The sequence below is a fragment of the Nocardioides sp. GCM10028917 genome (assembly GCF_042666175.1).
Lineage (GTDB): Bacteria > Actinomycetota > Actinomycetes > Propionibacteriales > Nocardioidaceae > Nocardioides.
In genome coordinates, this window is record NZ_JBHTFL010000013.1 from 223,245 (window position 1) to 241,620 (window position 18,376).

The 18,376-nt window shown below is 73.0% G+C and carries 17 protein-coding genes; 11 read left to right on the forward strand and 6 right to left on the reverse strand.

Annotated elements, in window-relative coordinates; translation table 11 throughout:
* Positions 1–71 precede the first annotated feature (71 nt).
* The 5 genes from ACFQW6_RS21190 to ACFQW6_RS21210 all read left to right on the forward strand — a co-directional run bounded on the left by ACFQW6_RS21190 (position 72) and on the right by ACFQW6_RS21210 (position 5,959).
* Positions 72–1,136 carry a ScyD/ScyE family protein gene (locus ACFQW6_RS21190; protein WP_378550329.1) on the forward strand — a complete coding sequence of 355 codons (1,065 nt, stop codon included), beginning with the start codon at positions 72–74 and terminating at the stop codon, positions 1,134–1,136.
* Between the two features lie 115 nt (positions 1,137–1,251).
* Positions 1,252–1,728 (forward strand): (2Fe-2S)-binding protein, encoded by a 477-nt coding sequence (locus ACFQW6_RS21195; RefSeq protein ID WP_378550332.1) that lies wholly within the window; start codon positions 1,252–1,254, stop codon positions 1,726–1,728.
* Positions 1,725–4,199, forward strand: a complete 2,475-nt coding sequence (locus ACFQW6_RS21200) for a xanthine dehydrogenase family protein molybdopterin-binding subunit (RefSeq protein ID WP_378550335.1) — start codon at positions 1,725–1,727, stop codon at positions 4,197–4,199. Before ACFQW6_RS21195 ends, ACFQW6_RS21200 begins: the two co-directional genes overlap by 4 nt.
* Positions 4,196–5,041: an FAD binding domain-containing protein gene (locus ACFQW6_RS21205; RefSeq protein ID WP_378550338.1), complete on the forward strand. Its 846-nt coding sequence runs from the start codon at positions 4,196–4,198 to the stop codon at positions 5,039–5,041. The genes ACFQW6_RS21200 and ACFQW6_RS21205 overlap by 4 nt, the downstream gene beginning before the upstream one ends.
* Positions 5,042–5,200: 159 nt before the next feature.
* Positions 5,201–5,959 carry an SRPBCC family protein gene (locus tag ACFQW6_RS21210; RefSeq protein WP_378550341.1) on the forward strand — a complete coding sequence of 253 codons (759 nt, stop codon included), beginning with the start codon at positions 5,201–5,203 and terminating at the stop codon, positions 5,957–5,959.
* Here the strand turns inward: ACFQW6_RS21210 and ACFQW6_RS21215 are convergent, their stop codons facing one another.
* Positions 5,960–6,571: an alpha-ketoglutarate-dependent dioxygenase AlkB gene (locus ACFQW6_RS21215; protein WP_378550344.1), complete on the reverse strand. Its 612-nt coding sequence runs from the start codon at positions 6,569–6,571 to the stop codon at positions 5,960–5,962. It abuts the gene before it with no gap.
* A gap of 119 nt (positions 6,572–6,690) precedes the next feature.
* On the opposite strand from ACFQW6_RS21215, the gene ACFQW6_RS21220 reads away from it, so the two are divergent.
* Positions 6,691–7,413, forward strand: coding sequence for a GntR family transcriptional regulator (locus tag ACFQW6_RS21220; protein ID WP_378550347.1), 723 nt, complete (start codon positions 6,691–6,693; stop codon positions 7,411–7,413).
* On the opposite strand, the gene ACFQW6_RS21225 is transcribed toward ACFQW6_RS21220, so the two are convergent.
* Complete coding sequence (locus ACFQW6_RS21225; RefSeq protein ID WP_378550350.1) at positions 7,400–7,993, reverse strand: hypothetical protein; 594 nt, start codon at positions 7,991–7,993, stop codon at positions 7,400–7,402. The genes ACFQW6_RS21220 and ACFQW6_RS21225 overlap by 14 nt on opposite strands.
* On the reverse strand, positions 7,990–8,886 hold the full coding sequence (locus tag ACFQW6_RS21230) for an oxygenase MpaB family protein (RefSeq protein WP_378550353.1): 897 nt from the start codon (positions 8,884–8,886) through the stop codon (positions 7,990–7,992). Before ACFQW6_RS21230 ends, ACFQW6_RS21225 begins: the two co-directional genes overlap by 4 nt.
* A gap of 90 nt (positions 8,887–8,976) precedes the next feature.
* Between ACFQW6_RS21230 and ACFQW6_RS21235 the strand changes: the two genes are divergently transcribed.
* Positions 8,977–9,447 carry a MerR family transcriptional regulator gene (locus ACFQW6_RS21235; RefSeq protein ID WP_378550356.1) on the forward strand — a complete coding sequence of 157 codons (471 nt, stop codon included), beginning with the start codon at positions 8,977–8,979 and terminating at the stop codon, positions 9,445–9,447.
* Between the two features lie 47 nt (positions 9,448–9,494).
* Positions 9,495–10,535, forward strand: a complete 1,041-nt coding sequence (locus ACFQW6_RS21240; protein ID WP_378550359.1) for an NAD(P)-dependent alcohol dehydrogenase — start codon at positions 9,495–9,497, stop codon at positions 10,533–10,535.
* Positions 10,536–10,699: 164 nt separating this feature from the next.
* Here ACFQW6_RS21240 and ACFQW6_RS21245 read toward each other — a convergent pair whose 3' ends face one another.
* The 3 genes from ACFQW6_RS21245 to ACFQW6_RS21255 all read right to left on the reverse strand — a co-directional run bounded on the left by ACFQW6_RS21245 (position 10,700) and on the right by ACFQW6_RS21255 (position 15,289).
* Entirely contained in the window at positions 10,700–12,346 is a 1,647-nt protein-coding gene (locus ACFQW6_RS21245) for a DNA repair helicase XPB (protein ID WP_378550362.1), read from the reverse strand.
* Between the two features lie 10 nt (positions 12,347–12,356).
* Positions 12,357–12,920 (reverse strand): CGNR zinc finger domain-containing protein, encoded by a 564-nt coding sequence (locus tag ACFQW6_RS21250; protein WP_378550365.1) that lies wholly within the window; start codon positions 12,918–12,920, stop codon positions 12,357–12,359.
* Between the two features lie 98 nt (positions 12,921–13,018).
* The gene (locus tag ACFQW6_RS21255) at positions 13,019–15,289 is read right to left on the reverse strand and encodes a helicase-associated domain-containing protein (protein WP_378550367.1); all 2,271 of its coding nucleotides are present in this window, start codon (positions 15,287–15,289) and stop codon (positions 13,019–13,021) included.
* Positions 15,290–15,357: 68 nt separating this feature from the next.
* Between ACFQW6_RS21255 and ACFQW6_RS21260 the strand changes: the two genes are divergently transcribed.
* The 3 genes from ACFQW6_RS21260 to ACFQW6_RS21270 are packed head-to-tail and all read left to right on the forward strand — an operon-like array spanning position 15,358 to position 18,359.
* Entirely contained in the window at positions 15,358–16,179 is an 822-nt protein-coding gene (locus ACFQW6_RS21260; protein WP_378550369.1) for a PP2C family protein-serine/threonine phosphatase, read from the forward strand.
* Positions 16,169–17,230: an FHA domain-containing protein gene (locus ACFQW6_RS21265; protein ID WP_378550372.1), complete on the forward strand. Its 1,062-nt coding sequence runs from the start codon at positions 16,169–16,171 to the stop codon at positions 17,228–17,230. Before ACFQW6_RS21260 ends, ACFQW6_RS21265 begins: the two co-directional genes overlap by 11 nt.
* A gap of 43 nt (positions 17,231–17,273) precedes the next feature.
* Positions 17,274–18,359 (forward strand): RDD family protein, encoded by a 1,086-nt coding sequence (locus ACFQW6_RS21270; RefSeq protein WP_378550375.1) that lies wholly within the window; start codon positions 17,274–17,276, stop codon positions 18,357–18,359.
* Positions 18,360–18,376: the final 17 nt, after the last annotated feature.

Below are 18,376 nucleotides of genomic sequence, written 5' to 3' on the forward strand. Positions count from 1 at the left end.
GCTCGGGTACGGGTGCACGATCCTGCGTCGAGGCGCCGCACGGGGGTGCGGCCACGTACGAGGGAGAAAGCATGGCCGCAACACGACGAGCGATGGCAGCAGGAGCCGTCGTCCTGCTCACGGGGAGCCTCCTGGGCAGCCCCACCGCGACTGCCTTGACGGCACCCGAACCGACGACGGTGGCGAAGAAGCTCGTCTCGCCGCTCAGCATGGTCGTCGCCGGCAACGGCACCGCCTACGTCGCCCAGAACTTCGCCGGTCTGCTGACCGCGGTCGCTCCCGGCGCCGAGCCGGAGGTGGTCTTCGCTGCGAAGAAGGGCACCGAGGTCGGCGCGGTGTCCGAGCACGGTGGGACCGTGCACTTCGCCACGACCAAGGGGACGAAGACCGCGCTCTGGTCGATGCGCCCGGGCGCCAAGCCGAAGAAGGTGGCCGACCTGTCCGCCTACGAGGCCGACCGCAACCCCGACGCCGACGTCTCGTACGGCTTCGTGGGCGGGCTCGACGCCGCCTGCGCGGCGCAGATGCCGCCGGAGGTGCCCGCGTCCTACACGGGCATCGTGGAGTCCCACCCCTACGGCTCGACGGTGCACCAGGGCACGACGTACGTCGCCGACGCCGCCGGCAACACGATCCTGTCGGTCAAGCCCAACGGCAAGGTCAAGACCGTCGCGGTCCTGCCCCCGGTGCCGGTGGTCGTCACCCCGGAGGCGGCTGCGGCCAACCAGCTCCCGGCCTGCACCGTGGGCAAGACCTTCAACTTCGAGCCGGTCCCGACCGACGTCGAGGTCGGCAAGGGCGGCTGGCTCTACGTCACGCTGCTCCCCGGCGGCCCTGAGGACGGCAGCACCGGTGCGCAGGGTCGTCTGGTCAAGGTGAAGGCCAAGACCGGCAAGGTCCGCCAGGTCGCCGGCGGCTTCGCCGGCGCGACGGGCGTCGCGGTCGCGGACAACGGCGACGTCTACGTCGCGCAGCTCTTCGCCGGCCAGGTCTCGCGCATCAAGGCCGGCCGCACCACCGCCCGGCCCTACGCCGAGCTGATGATGCCCGCCGCGGTCGAGTGGGCCGACGGCGACCTCTTCGTCAGTGCGCAGGTGCTGTCGGAGAAGCCGAAGGGCGTCGTGCTGCGCTACTGAGCCGCCAGGCGTGCGGGTCCGGTCCGGTCCGGTCCGGACCCGCACGCCAACCTCGGGCCAACCACCGCGGCCTAGCCTCGCTCCAGAGTGACCCACCTCACACTGGAGCGGCCAGATGACCAAGATCGAACTCACCGTCGACGGGGCGTCGGTCTCCGACGACGTCGAGCCCCGGATGCTGCTGGTGCAGTACCTGCGGGAGAATCTCGGGAAGACGGGGACCGTGATCGGGTGCGACACCTCCAACTGCGGAGCGTGCACCGTCCACCTCGACGGCACGAGCGTCAAGTCGTGCAACGTGCTCGCGGTGCAGGCCAACGGCCGCACCGTCACCACCATCGAGGGCCTCGCCGACGCGGCGGAGGGCGAGCTCCACCCGGTCCAGGAGTCGTTCCGGGAGTGCCACGGCCTCCAGTGCGGCTTCTGCACGCCGGGGATGATCATGCAGGCCGTCGACCTCCTCGCGGAGAACCCGCACCCGAGCGAGGAGGAGGTGCGGGTCGGCATGGAGGGCAACCTCTGCCGCTGCACCGGCTACCACAACATCGTCAAGAGCGTCCTCCACGCCGCCGAGGGGGGTGCTCGCGCATGACCGCGACCCAGGACCGGCCCGCGGCCGAGATCGGCAAGGACCGGCGCCGCAAGGAGGACCAGCGGCTGATCACCGGGCGCACCCGGTGGACCGACAACATCACGCTCCCCGGGATGCTCCACCTCGCGATGGTGCGCAGCCCCTTCGCCCACGCGACGATCACCTCGATCGACGTCGAGGCCGCCAAGGCCTCACGCAACGTGGTCACCGTGCTGACGGGCAAGGACTTCGGCGACGAGCTCGGGGTCAACATCAACGCCTGGCCGATCACCCCCGACCAGAAGACGCCGACGCACTCCCCGATGCCGGCTGACCGGGTCGCCTTCGCCGGCGAGGTCGTCGCGGTGGTGGTGGCGCGCAGCGCCGCCGCGGCGCGCGACGCCGCCGAGCTCGTGGACGTGGAGTACGACGAGCTGCCCGCCGTGATCGGGATCAAGAAGGCGCTCGAGGACTCAGTCCTCGCCCACCCCGACCTCGGCACCAACAAGTCCGCGCTGTGGGTCTTCGACTCCCAGGAGGCCGGCACCGGCAGCGACGTCGAGGACGCGATCGGGCGGGCCCGCACCGACGGGATCCTGATCGAGCGTGAGTACCGCCAGCAGCGGCTGATCCCTGCGTTCATGGAACCGCGCAGCGTCGTGGTGGACCCCACCGGGGAGCAGATCACCATGTGGTCGGCGACCCAGATCCCGCACATCCTGAGGTTCGCCCTGGCGGCCACCACCGGCGTACCCGAGTCGAAGATCCGGGTCATCGCCCCCGACGTCGGTGGTGGTTTCGGCGGCAAGCTGCAGACCACCCCGGAGGAGTTCATCGCCTGGGCAGTGGCGCGCAGGACGGGCAAGCCGGTGAAGTACACCGAGACCCGTAGCGAGAGCCTGATGTCGGCCCACCACGGCCGTGACCAGGTCCAGACCCTCACCCTGGCGGCCGAGAAGGACGGCACCGTCACCGGTTTCAAGGTGCACCTCGACGCCGACCTCGGTGCCTACATCTCGCTCGTCGGCGGAGGCATCCCGGTCCTCGGTGCGTTCATGTTCAACGCCATCTACAAGTTCCCCGCCTACCGCTTCGAGTGCCAGACGGTCCTCACGAACACCACCTGGACCGACGCGTACCGCGGCGCGGGCCGGCCGGAGGCGACGTACGCGATCGAACGGATGATGGACGAGCTCGCCGCCGAGGTCGGCGTGGACCCGCTCGAGATCCGCGAACGCAACTGGATCAAGCACGAGGAGTTCCCGTTCACCACGGTGGCCGGCCTCGAGTACGACTCCGGCAACTACGAGCAGGCCACCGCCCAGGCCAAGGAGGTCTTCGGCTACGACGCCCTGCGCGCCGAGCAGAAGGAGCGCCGCGAGCGCGGGGACCGGGTGCAGCTCGGCATCGGCGTCTCGACCTTCACCGAGATGTGCGGCCTCGCACCGAGCCGGGTCCTGGGCAGCCTCGACTACGGCGCCGGCGGCTGGGAGCACGCGGGCGTGCGGATGCTCGCGACCGGCAAGGTCGAGGTCGTCACCGGCACGAGCGCCCACGGCCAGGGCCACGAGACGGCGTTCAGCCAGATCGTGGCCGACCGGCTCGGGGTGCCCTTCGAGGACGTCGAGGTGCTCCACGGAGACACCCAGGTCGCGCACAGGGGACTGGACACCTACGGCTCGCGGTCGCTGGTGGTCGGCGGCGAGGCCCTGGTCAAGGCGGTCGACAAGGTCATCGACAAGGCCAGGCACCTCGCCTCCCACCTGCTCGAGGCCAACCGGGACGACCTCGACTTCAGCGGCGGCCGGTTCACCGTCCGCGGCACCGACCAGGGCGTCGCCATCCAGGAGCTCGCCACGGCGACCTTCACCGGGCACAACTACCCCGATGACATGGAGCTCAGCATCGACGCCGAGGCGACCTACGACCCGGTGAACTTCAACTACCCCCACGGCACGCACCTGTGCGCGATGGAGGTCGACACCGAGACCGGTGCGGTGAAGATGCGCAAGTACACCTGCTGCGACGACATCGGCACGATCATCAACCCGCTCATCGTCGCCGGCCAGGTGCACGGCGGGCTGGTGCAGGGCATCGCCCAGGCGCTGTGGGAGGAGGCCGTCCACGACGAGGCCGGCACGCTGGTCAGCGGGTCGTTCGTCGACTACCTCCTGCCGACGTCGGCCGACACGATCTCCTTCGACGTCGTCCACGTCAACGACCCGAGTGTCTGCACCACCAACTCGCTCGGCACCAAGGGCGTGGGCGAGGCGGGCACCATCGCGTCCACCCCGGCGGTCGTCAACGCGGTCGTCGACGCCGTACGCCACCTCGGCGTCTCCGACATCCAGATGCCCTGCACCCCCGAGCGCGTGTGGCGCGCCATCGAGGACAGCAGGGCCGGCGGAGCGACGGAGACACCCCCGGACGCGATGCCGCACTTCCAGGAAGGTGCCCTCAACCAGGACAGCACGGACGGAGCAGGCCAGTGATCCCGGTGCAGTTCGACTACCTCGCCCCGACGTCGGTCGAGGAGGCGCTCGCCGCGCTCGGCCAGCACGGCGACGACGCGAAGATCTTGGCCGGCGGACAGAGCCTGCTGCCGGTCCTGCGGATGCGGCTCAACGCCCCCGAGGTCGTCATCGACCTCGGCGGCATCTCCTCGCTGCGAGGCATCCGCGACGACGGCGACGCCCTCGTGATCGGCGCGATGACCACCCACCACGACGTGCGCGACGACAGCCTGGTCAAGGAGCACGCGCTCCTGCTGTCCAAGGCCGCCGCGGAGGTCGCGGACTCGCAGATCCGGCACCGCGGCACCTTCGGCGGCGCGCTGGCGCACGCCGACCCCGCCGGTGACCTCGGCGCGCCGGCCCTCGCGCTCGGCGCACAGTTCGTCATCGCCGGGCCGGGCGGCACCCGCACGGTCGAGGCGGCGGACTTCTTCGTCGACCTCTTCGAGACCGCCATCGGCGACGACGAGATCCTCACCGAGGTGCGGATCCCCAAGCACACGGGCTGGGGTGCGCACTACGAGAAGTTCGTGCGCGTGGCCCACCAGTGGCCCATCGTCGCGGTCGCCGCGACGGTGAAGGGCTCGATCGACGAGGCGCGCGTGGGGCTGACCAACATGGGGTCCACGCCGCTGCGGGCGACCGCCACCGAGGAGGCCCTCGCCGGTGCCAGCGCGACGGAGGACGGCGTACGCGCGGCGTCGCAGCTCGCGGCCGAGGGGACCAACCCGCCCTCGGACCTCAACGGCGCCGCGGACTACCGCCAGCACCTCGCGCGCGTGCTGACCGGCCGGTCCGTGCTCAAGGCGGCGGGCGCGTAGGCCATGTCTCCCGTTCCCATGCCTGCTGCGCGACGCCCGGCACGTACGCTGACGTCGTTGTCGTCGGTCGCCATGGCTCCGCCATGTCTCCCTCCTCCGCCTCGCCATCGCACGCGCCGAACGCCGCTCGCGACGGCCTGGCACCGGGAGGCATGACCGATGGAGCTGAGCCACCGCTTCACCGTGCCGATCGGCGTCGAGGAGACCTGGGCGCACTTCAACGACATCGCCTCGGTCGCCGAGTGCTTCCCCGGCGCCCAGGTGACGGAGACCGACGCGGAGTCGTTCTCCGGGTCGGTGAAGGTCAAGCTCGGCCCGATCGCGCTGCTGTACAACGGCAGCGGGACGTTCGTGGAGAAGGACGCCGAGGCGCACCGCTTCGTCGTCGACGCCAAGGGCAAGGACAAGCGCGGCAACGGCACGGCGGGGGCGAAGGTCACGGTCTCGATGGCCGAGGCCGGCGGCTCGACCGACGTGTCCGTGGAGACCGACCTGGCCATCACCGGCAAGCCGGCGCAGTTCGGGCGCGGGGTGATGCAGGACGTCTCCGACAAGCTGCTCGGGCAGTTCGTCGCCTGCCTCGAGCAGCGGCTCGCGGGGCCTGCCGACGCGACCCGCCCCACCGACACGGCGCCGGGCGCCGCGTCCCTGGTGGGTGCCAGCGAGGTGAGCGGCGCGGGAGCCGCCGGGTCCGTCGAGCCCCCGGTCGGTGCCGCTGCGGACAGTGGTGCGCAGCCACCGCCCACGCCGCCCACGCCGCCGGAACCGCCCTCCCCACCGAAGCCGCCGCCGCGGGAGCCCGAGGCGCTCGACCTCGGCGGTGCGGTGCTCCCGGTGCTCGCGAGGTCGTACTGGAAGCAGGCACTCGCCACCCTCGTCGTCCTGCTGCTGCTGCGGCGGGTGCTGCGGAGGTCGTGATCAGAAGACGTTGAGGGGGCGGAACTGGACCGACATCCGCGGTCCGGCATGGGCGACCTTGGGCACGGCGTGCTCCCAGGTCCGCTGGCACGACCCGCCCATCACGACGAGGTCCCCGTGACCCATGGTCAACGCGATCGATGCACCGCCGCCCCGGGGGCGCAGCAGCAGCCGGCGGGGGTCGCCCACGCTCACGATGGCGACCATGGTGTCGGCGGAGCGGCCGCGGCCGATCGTGTCGCCGTGCCACGCGACCGAGTCGCGACCGTCGCGGTAGTAGCAGCAACCGGCGCTCACGAACGGCTCGCCCAGCTCGGGGAGGTAGTGGTCGGTGAGCGCGCTGCGCGCCTGCGTGAGCGCGGGATGGGGGAGCGGGTCGTCGGCGAGGTAGGTGTGCACCAGTCGGGGCACGTCGACCACGGTGTCGTACATCTCGCGCCGCTCGGCCCGCCAGGGCACGCGATCGACGAGTGCGGAAAACACGGCGTCGGGGTCGCAGAGCCAGTTGCGCTGCACGTCGACCCACGCTCCGTGGGACAGCTGGCGACGCTCAGGGGACAGCACCGCGGAATCCGCGGTGGCGTCGGCGAAGAGGGACGTCTGGAAGTCCACGCGGCCATCATACGCGATGGATCGAACGTCTGTTCGAACATCAAGAAACTGTCAAGGGTTTACCACAGGCTTGGTCAATTTGCAGACCGCCGGTCCAGCCCAGTCCTAGCCTGAGTGTCATGGAACCCGTGGACCTCGTCGTCCCGCGTCAGCGGGCATTGAAGCACGTGCAGGTCCGCGAGCACGTGAGGGGACTCATCGACGCCCAGCCGCCGGGCGCGGCGGCCCCGTCCGAGCGCGAGCTCGTGGCCCGTTTCGGCGTGGCACGCATGACCGTGCGCCAGGCGCTCGACGCCCTCGTCGCCGAGGGCCTCCTCGAGCGGATCCCCGGACGCGGCACCTTCGTCGCCCAGCCACCCCGGACCTCGGGCCGGCTCACCTCGTTCACCGAGGAGATCCGTCGCCGCGGGATGCTGCCGGAGTCGCAGACGCTCCTCGCGCGCGTGGAGCAGGCCGGCCCCGGTGTCGCGCGGGCGCTCGACATCTCGCCCGGTGACCCCGTGCTCCACTGGCGGCGCCTGCGCCGCGCCGACCAGGCCATCGTGTGCGTCGAGGACGCCTACCTCAACGAGGTGCTGCTGCCGGGCTTCCTCCAGCACGGCACTCCCACCAGCCTCTACGAGGCGCTCGCTGCCAGGGGCCTGCGCCCGACCGAGGTCGAGGACTCCATCAGCGCCGACCGAGCCAGTGCCGACGAGGCCGCGGTCCTCGAGGTCGACGAGGGCGACCCGGTGCTGCGCCACGCGCGCCGCGCCGTGTCCGACGGCCGCATCGTCGAGGTCTCGCGCACCTGCTACCGGCACGACCGCTTCACGGTCTACCTCCAGCTCAACGACCGCTGAGGCCCTCGAGCCCTGCGAGCTCGCGCCGGAGGTTCGCCCGCGCGGCGTCCTCCCACAGCTCGCGCGCGTGCGGGGTGCTGAACAGGTGCGCCCGGGCGACCAGGTCGCGCAGCACCGCTGCCCGACCGACGCGGAAGTCGTCGTCGGCGACGTGTGCGAAGTCCGCACGCACGCCGGCCACGTAGGCGTCGTAGCGTGCTCGGGACGCGCCCAGGATGCCCAGGTCGGCGTCGCTGAGCGCGGCTCCTGCCGGGTCGTCCCCGGCGGGGCGGTGCTCGACGGTCATCCGCACCAGCCGCGCCACCTCGTCGGCCCACTCCGGCGGCAGCGCGCGCTCGGCCCACCGAGCGGAGCGCTCCTCGTCGTCACCGGCCCCGTCGTAGACGGCGTCGTGGAACCACGCCGCGAGGGCGACGACGGTCCGGTCGAACGGTGCGCCCGCTCCGGCGAGCACGTCGAGGCGGTCGAGCACCTCCTCGAGGTGGCGCAGGTCGTGGTAGCCGGACCGGTCCCAGGCCGCCAGCAGGTCGTCGCGGAGCGCGGGGTGGTCGGGCAGGGGCCAGCGGTCGGCGAGGCTCACCGCTGGGTCGCCTCCTGCCGGGTCGCCTCCCCTTGGGTCGCCTCCTGCAGCTCGCGCGCCTCGGCGTGGCCCGAGGCCATCGCCCACCGGATCGTGCGGGTGGCCGCGGCGCCGAGCACCCGGTTGGTCACGGGGGGCACGGGCGGCAGCCGCAGCTCGCGGCGCGCGTCGGCCGGCAGCAGCCCGATGGCGGCCGAGGCGAGCGCGAGGTAGCCGGGGCGCGCGGCCGCCGGCAGGTCGGGGTGCAGCAGCAGGAAGCGGATCGCCTCGTGGGCGGCCGGGGTCCCGCGGAGCTCGGGGGCGTACGCCGCCAGCGTGGCGCGCAGGTCCTCCTCGGACCGAGGCGCGTCGACCACTCCGAGGTGCTCGGCGGCGACGGCGGTCTGGGCGACGTACTCGTCCCGCTCCGCCCCGGCGAGCGGCCGGTGGCCGTAGCGGTCGTGCGCGACGAGGAAGCTGTCGATCTCGGCGGCGTGCACCCAGCCGAGCAGGTGCGGGTCGGAGGCGGCGTACGGCGTGCCGTCGGGCATCGTGCCGGTCACCGACTCGTGTGCGCGCTGAACGGCGCGGATCATCTGCAAGGCGTCCTTCTCGGCACCGAAGGTGGTCATCGCGATGTAGGTCGAGACCTGGGCGAGCCGTCCCCACATGTCGCCGCGGTAGCCGGAGTGGTCGGCCACGCCCTGCATCGCGGCCGGGTGGAGGGACTGCAGCATGACCGCGCGGATCCCGCCCACGAACATCGAGGCGTCGCCGTGCACCCGGGCGATCGGGGAGTCCGGGGCGAACCAGCGTGGGCCGGGCGTGCCATGCACCCGCTGCCGGTTGCGCGGGCCGTCGGGGCCGGCGACCTTGCTGAACAGCTCGGCGCCGAGGCGGTCACGGAGGGTCACGCGGTCGAGGCTAGCCAAGGGTACGAAGCGGCCCGGGGTGACGCACGCCGCCTTTGACTTCGAGTACTCGAAGTTCCTACCGTCGATGACGTGACCAGCCACGCCCTGCCCCGCAGCTACTCCATCAAGGAGGCGGCGGCCCTCACCGGCCTGCCGGCCAGCACGCTGCGCTACTACGAGCAGATCGGGGTCATCGCCCCGATCAGCCGCGGCGCCAGCAGCGGGCACCGCGTCTACGACGACGAGGACCTCGACCAGCTCATGTGGGTCTCGTGCCTCGCCGCCACCGGCATGTCGGTGGGCGACATGCGCCTCTACATGGCCAACAACCGGCTCGGTACGGACGCGGCCGCGGACCAGGAGCGGCTGCTGCGCGAGCAGCAGCAGCGCCTGGCGACCGAGGCGAGGGCACTGGTGCTCCGGCAGCGCTACGTGGACCTCAAGATCGCCTACTGGCAGGCGGTCCAGGACGGTGACACGGCGCGCAGCGAGCAGGTCTCCGGCCAGGCGCGGGCGCTCGCCGACGAGCTCCGCGCGGTCACGCACGACCCGATCCACTGACCGACCACCCCGGTCAGCACACCCGACAGAAGGACGGACCACCCCACATGCGCGTGAACGCCTACGCAGCCCCCTCGGCCGGCGAGCCGCTGGCCCCCACCACCATCGAGCGCCGCGAGGTCGGCGCCCACGACGTGCTCATCGCGATCGAGTACGCCGGCATCTGCCACTCCGACATCCACACCGTCAACGGCGACTGGGGCCCGCAGCCCTTCCCCGTCGTGCCCGGCCACGAGATCGTCGGCACCGTCCAGCAGGTCGGCGCCGACGTCACCAGCCACCGCGTCGGCGATCGCGTCGGCGTCGGCTGCATGGTCAACTCGTGCGGCGAGTGCGTCAACTGCCGCAACGGCGACGAGCAGTACTGCGTCACGGGCATGGTCGGCACCTACGCCGTCACCGACGTCGACGGCACGACCACCCAGGGTGGGTACTCCACGCACGTCGTCGTGGACGCCGGGTTCGTGCTGTCCGTGCCGGAGGGGCTCGACCCGGCGGCCGCAGCGCCGCTGCTGTGCGCCGGCATCACGACGTACTCCCCGCTGCGTCGTTGGAAGGCCGGCCCGGGCCGTCGTGTCGCCGTCGTCGGTCTCGGCGGCCTCGGCCACATGGCCGTGCAGATCGCCCACGCGATGGGCGCCGAGGTCACGGTGCTCTCGCAGTCGCTGAAGAAGCAGGAGGACGGCCTGCGGCTCGGGGCCGACCACTACTTCGCGACCTCGGACCCCGCAACGTTCGAGGCCCTGGCCGGTCGCTTCGACCTCATCGTGAACACCGTGAGCGCCTCGATCGACGTCAACGCCCACCTCGGACTGCTGGCCGTCGACGGCACCCTCGTCAACGTCGGCGCCCCGCCGGAGCCGCTGCCGGTCAACGCGATGTCGCTCATCGGCGGCCGGCGCTCCTTCGCCGGGTCGATGATCGGGGGCATCGCCGAGACCCAGGAGATGCTCGACTTCTGCGCCGAGCACGGCATCGCCGCCGAGGTCGAGGTGATCGCCGCCGACCAGGTCAACGAGGCGTACGAGCGGGTGCTGGCCTCCGACGTGCGCTACCGCTTCGTGATCGACGCGAGCACGCTGGCCTGAGCCCGCCCGCCGCACGGCGCGTCGGACGACCACAACCCCGCCGGCTGCGGCCGGGCCCCGCTCGAGGACCGGGCACGGTGGGACTTGTGGTCGTCCGACACTCCGGCGGGGTGGAATGCGGTGGCGTCCCGGTCCGCACCTGCCGGAGTGAGGCGTCAGCGCACTCAGGCGTCGGCGGGAAGGTCGCCAGCGTCGACGATCCGGTAGGCGTAGCCCTGCTCGGCGAGGAACCGCTGGCGGTTCTGCGCGAAGTCAGCGTCGACCGTGTCGCGCGAGACGATCGTGTAGAAGTGCGCGCTGCGGCCCTCGGTCTTGGGGCGCAGCAGGCGCCCGAGCCGCTGGGCCTCCTCCTGGCGCGAGCCGAACGAGCCGCTGACCTGGATCGCGACCTCGGCCGACGGCAGGTCGATGGAGAAGTTGGCGACCTTGCTGACCACGAGCAGGCCGACCTCGCCGGAGCGGAACGCGTTGAAGAGCCGCTGCCGCTCCTTGACCGGGGTCTCGCCCTTGATCACGGGGGCGTCGAGCATCTCGGCGATCTCGTCGAGCTGGTCGATGTACTGCCCGATCACCAGGGTCGGCTGGCCGGCGTGCTGCTGCACGAGGCGTCGTACGACGTCGATCTTGGCGTGCGTGCACGAGGCGAGCCGGTACCGCGTGTCGGGGTCGCTGGTCGCGTAGGCCAGCCGCTCGCCGTCGGGCAGGCTGACCCGCACCTCCACGCAGTCGGCGGGCGCGATGTAGCCCTGCGCCTCGATGTCCTTCCACGGGGCGTCGTAGCGCTTGGGGCCGATGAGCGAGAAGACCTCGCCCTCCCGACCGTCCTCGCGCACCAGGGTGGCGGTGAGGCCGAGCCGGCGACGCGCCTGCAGGTCCGCGGTCATCCGGAAGATCGGTGCCGGCAGCAGGTGCACCTCGTCGTAGACGATGAGGCCCCAGTCGCGGGCGTCGAGCAGCTCGAGGTGCGGGTAGACGCCCTTCCGCTTGGTCGTCAGCACCTGGTAGGTCGCGATCGTGACCGGACGGATCTCCTTGACGGCGCCGGAGTACTCGCCGATCTCGTCCGGAGTCAGCGAGGTGCGGGCGACCAGCTCGTCCTTCCACTGGCGGGCGCTGACGGTGTTGGTCACCAGGATGAGGGTGGTCGCGCCGACGTGGGCCATCGAGGCGGCGCCGACGATCGTCTTGCCGGCGCCGCAGGGGAGCACCACGACGCCGGAGCCGCCGTCCCAGAAGGACTCGGCGGCCTCGCGCTGGTACGGGCGCAGCGTCCACCCGTCCTCGGCGAGCTCGATGTCGTGCGCCTCGCCGTCGACGTAGCCGGCGAAGTCCTCGGCGGGCCAGCCGAGCTTGAGCAGCGCCTGCTTGAGGTTGCCGCGCTCACTCGGGTGGACCGCGACGGTGTCGTCGTCGAGGCGGGCACCGAGCATCCCGGCGACCTTCTTCGCGCGCAGCACCTCCTCGAGCACCGGGCGGTCGGTGGAGGACAGCACCAGGCCGTGGACGGGGTGCTTCTCCAGCCGCAGACGCCCGTAGCGGCCCATCGTCTCGGCGACGTCGACGAGCAGGGCGTGCGGCACGGCGTAGCGCGACCAGGACAGCAGGGCGTCCACGACCTGCTCGGCGTCGTGCCCGGCGGCTCGCGCGTTCCAGAGCCCGAGGGGAGTGAGTCGGTAGGTGTGGATGTGCTCGGGTGAGCGCTCGAGCTCGGCGAACGGGGCGATCGCCTTGCGGGCCTCGGCAGCCGCCGGGTGGTCGACCTCGAGCAGCAGCGTCTTGTCGGACTGGACGATGAGGGGGCCGTCGTTCATCCGGTGGCCCTCACGACGACGCCGCCGCGGCTCGGTGGGTGGCCGGGGCGCCCACCTGCTCGGCACGACGCCGGGCACGGAACGCCGCGACGTTGGCCCGCGAGGAGCACCGGTCCGAGCAGTAGCGGCGCGACTGGTTGGGGGAGGTGTCGACGAAGACGTGGTCGCAGCGAGGCTCCGAGCAGATCCCGAGCCGGGTGGCGCCGAGGTCGCAGACCAGGTTGGCCAGCCCCATCAGCGCCTCGCCGATCAGGAGCTCGGCGACCGAGGCCGCGCCGTTGGCCACGTGCATGTGGAGGTTGTCGGGGTCGTGGTCGGAGATCATCGGCGTGACCGGGTGCTCGGCGAGCAGGTCGTTGAGCGAGCTCACCACGAGGGCGACGTCGTCGACGTCGGAGGCCTCGAAGACGGGGCGCAGGTCGGCCTGGAAGGCCCGCACCGACTCCACGTCACCCGCGACTACCGAGCGGTGCAGCCACGAGCGGTCGGCGAGGTGCTCGCGCAGCGCCTCCTCGTCGGCGAGGTCGGCGTTGACGAGCGACGCTGCGCGCTCGGCGTACCGGATGAAGTCCATCGTCCAAGTCTACGGAGGAGCACACGCGGGCGCTCAGGCGGTTCGAGGTCCCTGCGGCGTTGTCCGGGGCAGCGGAGGAGGAGAACGTCGTGGGGTGATCAGGCGGTTCGCACGCCGGTGATGCGGTGCACGGCGAACTCCCGGACGTCGTCGGCACGGTGGTCGTACGCCGAGAGCCGGCCGCCGTCGAGGCGGCGCGGGTCGACCACTCGCTCGCCGTTCGCGCCGTGGCCGTCGACGTAGCCGATGACCACGGTGCTGCCCGCCTCGATCGCCTCCCGCAGGGCGGCCAGTGCGCCTGACGGGGTCGTCGTCGCCTCGGCGCTCGCGGGCCGTGAGGACTCGGCGCGGTCGCCGGCACGGATGGCCGTCGCCACCGCCTGGACCTGCGCCGCCTGACGCGCCTCGACGGCGCCGGCGGGGCGGCGGCCGCGGCGGGCGCGGGCGCGCTGCAGGTCGGGGCGGCTCACGCGGACCGTGCCGTCGGCGGCCTCGACGACCGGGGCGGCCCCCAGCTCGCGGAGCCGGGGAAGCAGGACGTCGAGGGGCGAGGTGGCGATCGCGACCGTCGGGGCGAGCAGGCGGAGGCCGAGGCTGCGCCCCCGAGGGTCGTGCACCAGGGCGGCGAGCGCGGCCTCGTCGTCGGCGCGCAGGAACGCCTCGGCGTGCCCGACCCGCACGGTGCCGAACGTGCGGGCGACGTCCTCGACGAGGAACTCCAGGGGCTGGGGGACCGGGGTCTGCGAGACCGACGTGAGGAAGTCACGGACCTCGCCGCTGGACCACCCCGCGTCGAAGCCGCGGCGCAGCGACCCGGAGGTGAAGCGGTAGACCGTCGCACCGCCGCGCGACTCCACGTCGGCGAGCAGGTGCAGGCGGCGGGCCACCTCCGTCTCGAGCGGACCCGGGGCGACGGCCGTGAGGTCGGCCTGCAGGAGGACGTGGTCGACCGGTCGGGGGAGGTGGCCGGCGATCGCCTCCGCGGCCGCCGGGAGGTCGCCGCCTGCCACGTGCAGTCCGCTGGGCGGCAGGCCCCCGGCGCCGGTGACCCCCAGCGCCGCTGCCTCCGCCAGTGCGGCGGTGACCAGGTCGGCGAAGATCGTGGGTCGGCGCGGACGCAGCCACCCGACGCGCTGCACCAGCGAGGCGATGCCGGTGCCGATCGCGAGCACCTCGCCCTCGGGCACCTCGGCCAGCACCTGCAGCGCCAGCCGACGGGCCTCCTCGGCGAGCCCGCTGGAGAGCTCGGGGGCGAGCGCGTTCCACGCCTTGCCCGCGGGGTCGCGCGAGCCGACGAGTGACGGCACCCGGCTGCTGGCGAGCCACCCGCCCACCAGGCGGGTCCACCGCTCGGCGAGCGGCAGGCCCGACCAGACGTCGAACTCGTCGGTGGGCAGCCACGAGGGCGTACCGTCGGCGGCGGCCGCCTCGGCGATCAGGCCCGCCGTCAGTGCCACCTCCACGACCAGGGCCGCCCCCGGCTCGTCGACGTGCAGCTCGCGCGCCACCGCCTTGAGGTCGCGCACCGCGAGTCCGCCGCTGCGCAGCACGCTCGGCGGCTGCACGCCCCAGTGGTCGAGCAGCAGCTCCACGCGGCGTACGACGTCGAAGGCCGCCCCCGCGGCCGTCCGGGCGACCAGTGCGGGATCGCGCGCCGACGTCGCCAGGGCCGGCACCTCGTCGACCGGCTCCCGGGTCGTCCGGCCGCCGCGGAGCGCCAGTCCGACCTCGCCGGGCAGCACGACGGCGTCGCCCTCGCGGGGCACGAGCAGGCGCCGGCTGATCAGCTCCTCGGCCGGCGTGCGCGCCTCGGCCGGCGAGACGGTGCGCCTGGCCGACCCCGTCGTGCCCTCGCCGCCGTGGTCGTCGACGTGGCGCAGCAGCGCGGTCGCGGCCGGGGACAGCTCGGCGATCCGTGCCGTCAGCGCGTCCGGGCTCGCGGCCTCGGGACTGGCCGGACGCAGCCCGCTGACGAGGCCGGGCATGCCCCGCATCGCGTCCGCCACGCCGGTGAGCGCCCGGACGCCGCCGGGGGCCTCCCAGGCCAGTGCGAGGTCGAGCAGCCGCTGCAGCGCCGCCGCCGTACGCGTCCTGTCGGCGTGGACGATCGAGATCAGGTCCGCAGAAGTGGTTTGACCTGCAACCAGGAGGGCATCAAGCACGGAGAGCTCGAGGCGGTCCAGTCCGTCGAGGGCACGGTGGATCGACGAGCGCGTCGCGGCCCGCGAGGCGAGCTGCGAGGAATCCTGAGGGGCGGGTGTGGCGAGATCTGGACGGGCCCTGAGCAGCGCCACGAGCCGGTCGTCCGGCCAGCCGCGCAGCTGGTCGGCGAGGGTGCGTGCGGGTGTCGTCCGCCCTGAACTGGACATCCCTCTTACGCTACTCGCCGGGCCGGCACCGCGGCCCCACATCTCGACACGGGGCGAAGAGGGCCGACATGCTGGACGTTGATCTGCACCACGGCGCGGCGACGGACGTCGGACTGGTGCGCAAGGTCAACGAGGACTCCTACCTCGTGGCGCCCCCGGTCTTCGTCGTCGCCGACGGCATGGGCGGCCATTCCGGCGGTGACGTCGCGAGCCAGATGGTGGTCGAGGAGTTCCAGCGGCTCGCCGAGTCCTACGACCCGCGACGCGGGGCCGAGCTCGTCGCCGACGCCTTCACCCGCGCGCAGGCGCGCATCGTCGACTACGGCGACGCCCATCGTGCGATGCAGCCCGGCTGGCACGCCGGCACGACCGCTGTGGTCGCGGTCCTCGTCGTCGACGACGGCGTCACCAAGTGGCTCCTCGCCAACCTCGGCGACTCCCGGATCTACCGCATCGTCGAGCGTCGGCTGGAGCAGGTGAGCGTCGACCACTCCGTCGTCCAGGAGCTCATCGACGCCGGCCGCATCACCGCCGAGGAGGCGTCGGTCCACCCCGAGCGGCACGTCATCACCCGCGCGCTCGGCAGCCCCGAGGGGATCCGCCCCGACTTCTTCCTCCTGCCGCTCGGCTCGGTCGAGCGCCTGCTGCTGTGCAGCGACGGCGTGACCGGGATGATCGACGACTCGGAGATCGAGGAGATCCTCGAGTCCGTCGCCGATCCCCGCGACGCTGCCGACGCGCTCGTGCGGGCCGCGGTGGCGGCCGGGGGCCGCGACAACGCCACTGCCGTGGTGGTGGATGTGGTGGGATTGGTGAAGGACGCGACCTATGACTCCCGGCGCCAGCAGGAGAGTCTCGAATCCAAGCTGGGGGGACGACGTGAGCACTGAGGCGAGGTTCGCGCCGGGGGACTGGTACGCCGTCGTCGGCGACCGGGCGACGGTCCTGCTGCCGGTCAGCCAGCGCGGTCGGGTGGCCGCGCTGTGGGACCTCGCCGACTCCGGTGCCGCGGCCGACACCCTGCTCGACGCCCTCCTCGCAGGAGGGTTGTCCTCCCTCGACCACTTCGCCCTCGTCGCCCACGACGACGACTCGACCCACCTCATCGTGCGGGGTGCGCCCACAGCGACCGTCTCCTCGAGCGGTGGCGAGGAGATCCTCAGCGCGTCCTCCGGCGCCACCTGGGCCGAGCAGGTCCTCACCGGCGTGACCAGCGTCCGGGTGACGCTGACGGGCGAGGGCCCCGCCGACCACCCCCTGACCGTCGGGCTGGCCCGCGTGTCGGTCGTGGAGTTCGGTACGCGGTCTCGGTCCGAGGCCGCGTCCGAGCCGGCCCCGGACCCTGAGCCTGAGCCTGAGCCTGCCAGGGAGCCCGAGCCGATCCCTGAGCCCGAGGCGGCGCCCGTGCCTCCCGCTGCGCCGATGCAGTTCGGCGCGCCCGGCGAGGGCCCGACGCCGACCGGGGAGACCCCGGTCGTCGAGGACGAGTGGCCCGACCGCGACGGCCAGACACAGGTCGGCACCCCCCACGCCGACTTCGAGCGGCCGCCCATCCCCGGCCAGGAGATCGCGCCCGACGTGGTCTCGCAGCCGGTCGCGTCCCTCGTCTTCTCGACCGGCGACGTGGTCGCCGTCGACCGCACGGTCCTGGTGGGTCGCGCGCCCGAGGCGGGCCGCTTCGCCTCCCACGACCAGCCCCACGTCGTCACGGTGCCCAGCCCGCACCAGGAGATCTCCTCGACCCACCTCGAGATCCGTCCGGGCGCGGGCGCCGACCACGGGTCGGCCATCGCGACCGACCTCGGCTCCACCAACGGCACCGTCCTGGCCCAGCCGGGTCTCGACGCCGAGGACCTCACGCCCGGCATCGCCGTCAGCCTGATCCCCGGCGCCGTCCTCGACCTCGGCGACGGCGTGACCATCCAGGTCACCAACCCCTGATCAGCACCCACCGAGACCCGCCGTGACCCAGCACCCCCAGGCCATGACCTACCCCGTCGCCCAGCTCGAACGACGGTTCGCCGCCTTCGCCATCGACCGCCTCCTCGCCTGGACCGTCGTCGCCGGCGTGGGCGTCGCGACCGCCCTGCTCGTCTCCGACGACGTGTGGACCGTGGTCGGCGCGGTCGCCGGCGCGACGGTGCTCCTGTGGCTGGTCCTGGCCGTCGTGGCCGGCCTCACCGGCATGTCGCCCGGCAAGGCGGTGACCGGCCTGCGCGTGGTGCAGCACGGCACCGGCACCCCGATCGGGGTCGGCCCGGCGCTGCTCCGCTCGCTCGTGCTGGGCGTCGCGGGACTGCCCACTTTCGGCATCGGACTGGCCACCCTGGCCTGGACGGCCGTGGAGGACCGCGGCCGCCAGCGCCGCGGCTGGCACGACCACCTGACCGACACCGTCGTGGTCGACGTACGCCCTGCCGTCGAGGTCGCCGACACCGCCGTCGACGACGGCCCGCGCCACATCGTCAACCTCACCGCGATGCGGCTCGTCCCGGCGCCGCCCGTCGAGCAGGTGAGGACGCCCGAGCGCTCGGAGCACTCCATGCGCCGCCAGGCGCTGCCCGCCGACCTGGCCCGCCCTGCGCCGGCCCAGGCGCCGCGGCAGCCCGCACCTGCCCAGCAGCCGGTGCCCGCGCCGCAGTGGTCGCCGCCGGCGGCCCGGCAGCCGGGCCCGCCGTCCCACCGCGTGCCGGCGCCCGCGCGGTCCGCTCCGCAGCCGGGCGCGCCGATGACGCCCCCGCGCTGGCGGGTGCACTTCGACAACGGTGAGAGCTTCGTGATCGCCGGCCTCGCGCTGGTCGGTCGCCGCCCCGAGCCGCGCTCGGGCGAGCAGGTGGCCCACCTGATCCCCCTGGCCTCGGCCGACATGTCGGTGTCCAAGACGCACGCCCAGTTCGGCCCCGCGCCTGACGGGACGATCGTGGTGATGGACCGCGGCTCGACCAACGGCACGGTCCTGGTGCGCCAGGGCGTCTCGCGCCAGCTCGCGCCGGGCAAGCCCGCGGCGCTGGTCGACGGTGACAAGGTCGTCTACGGCGACCGCGAGATGCTCATCTCCCGAGAGGGCTGAGGTCCGGCACGTCCCCG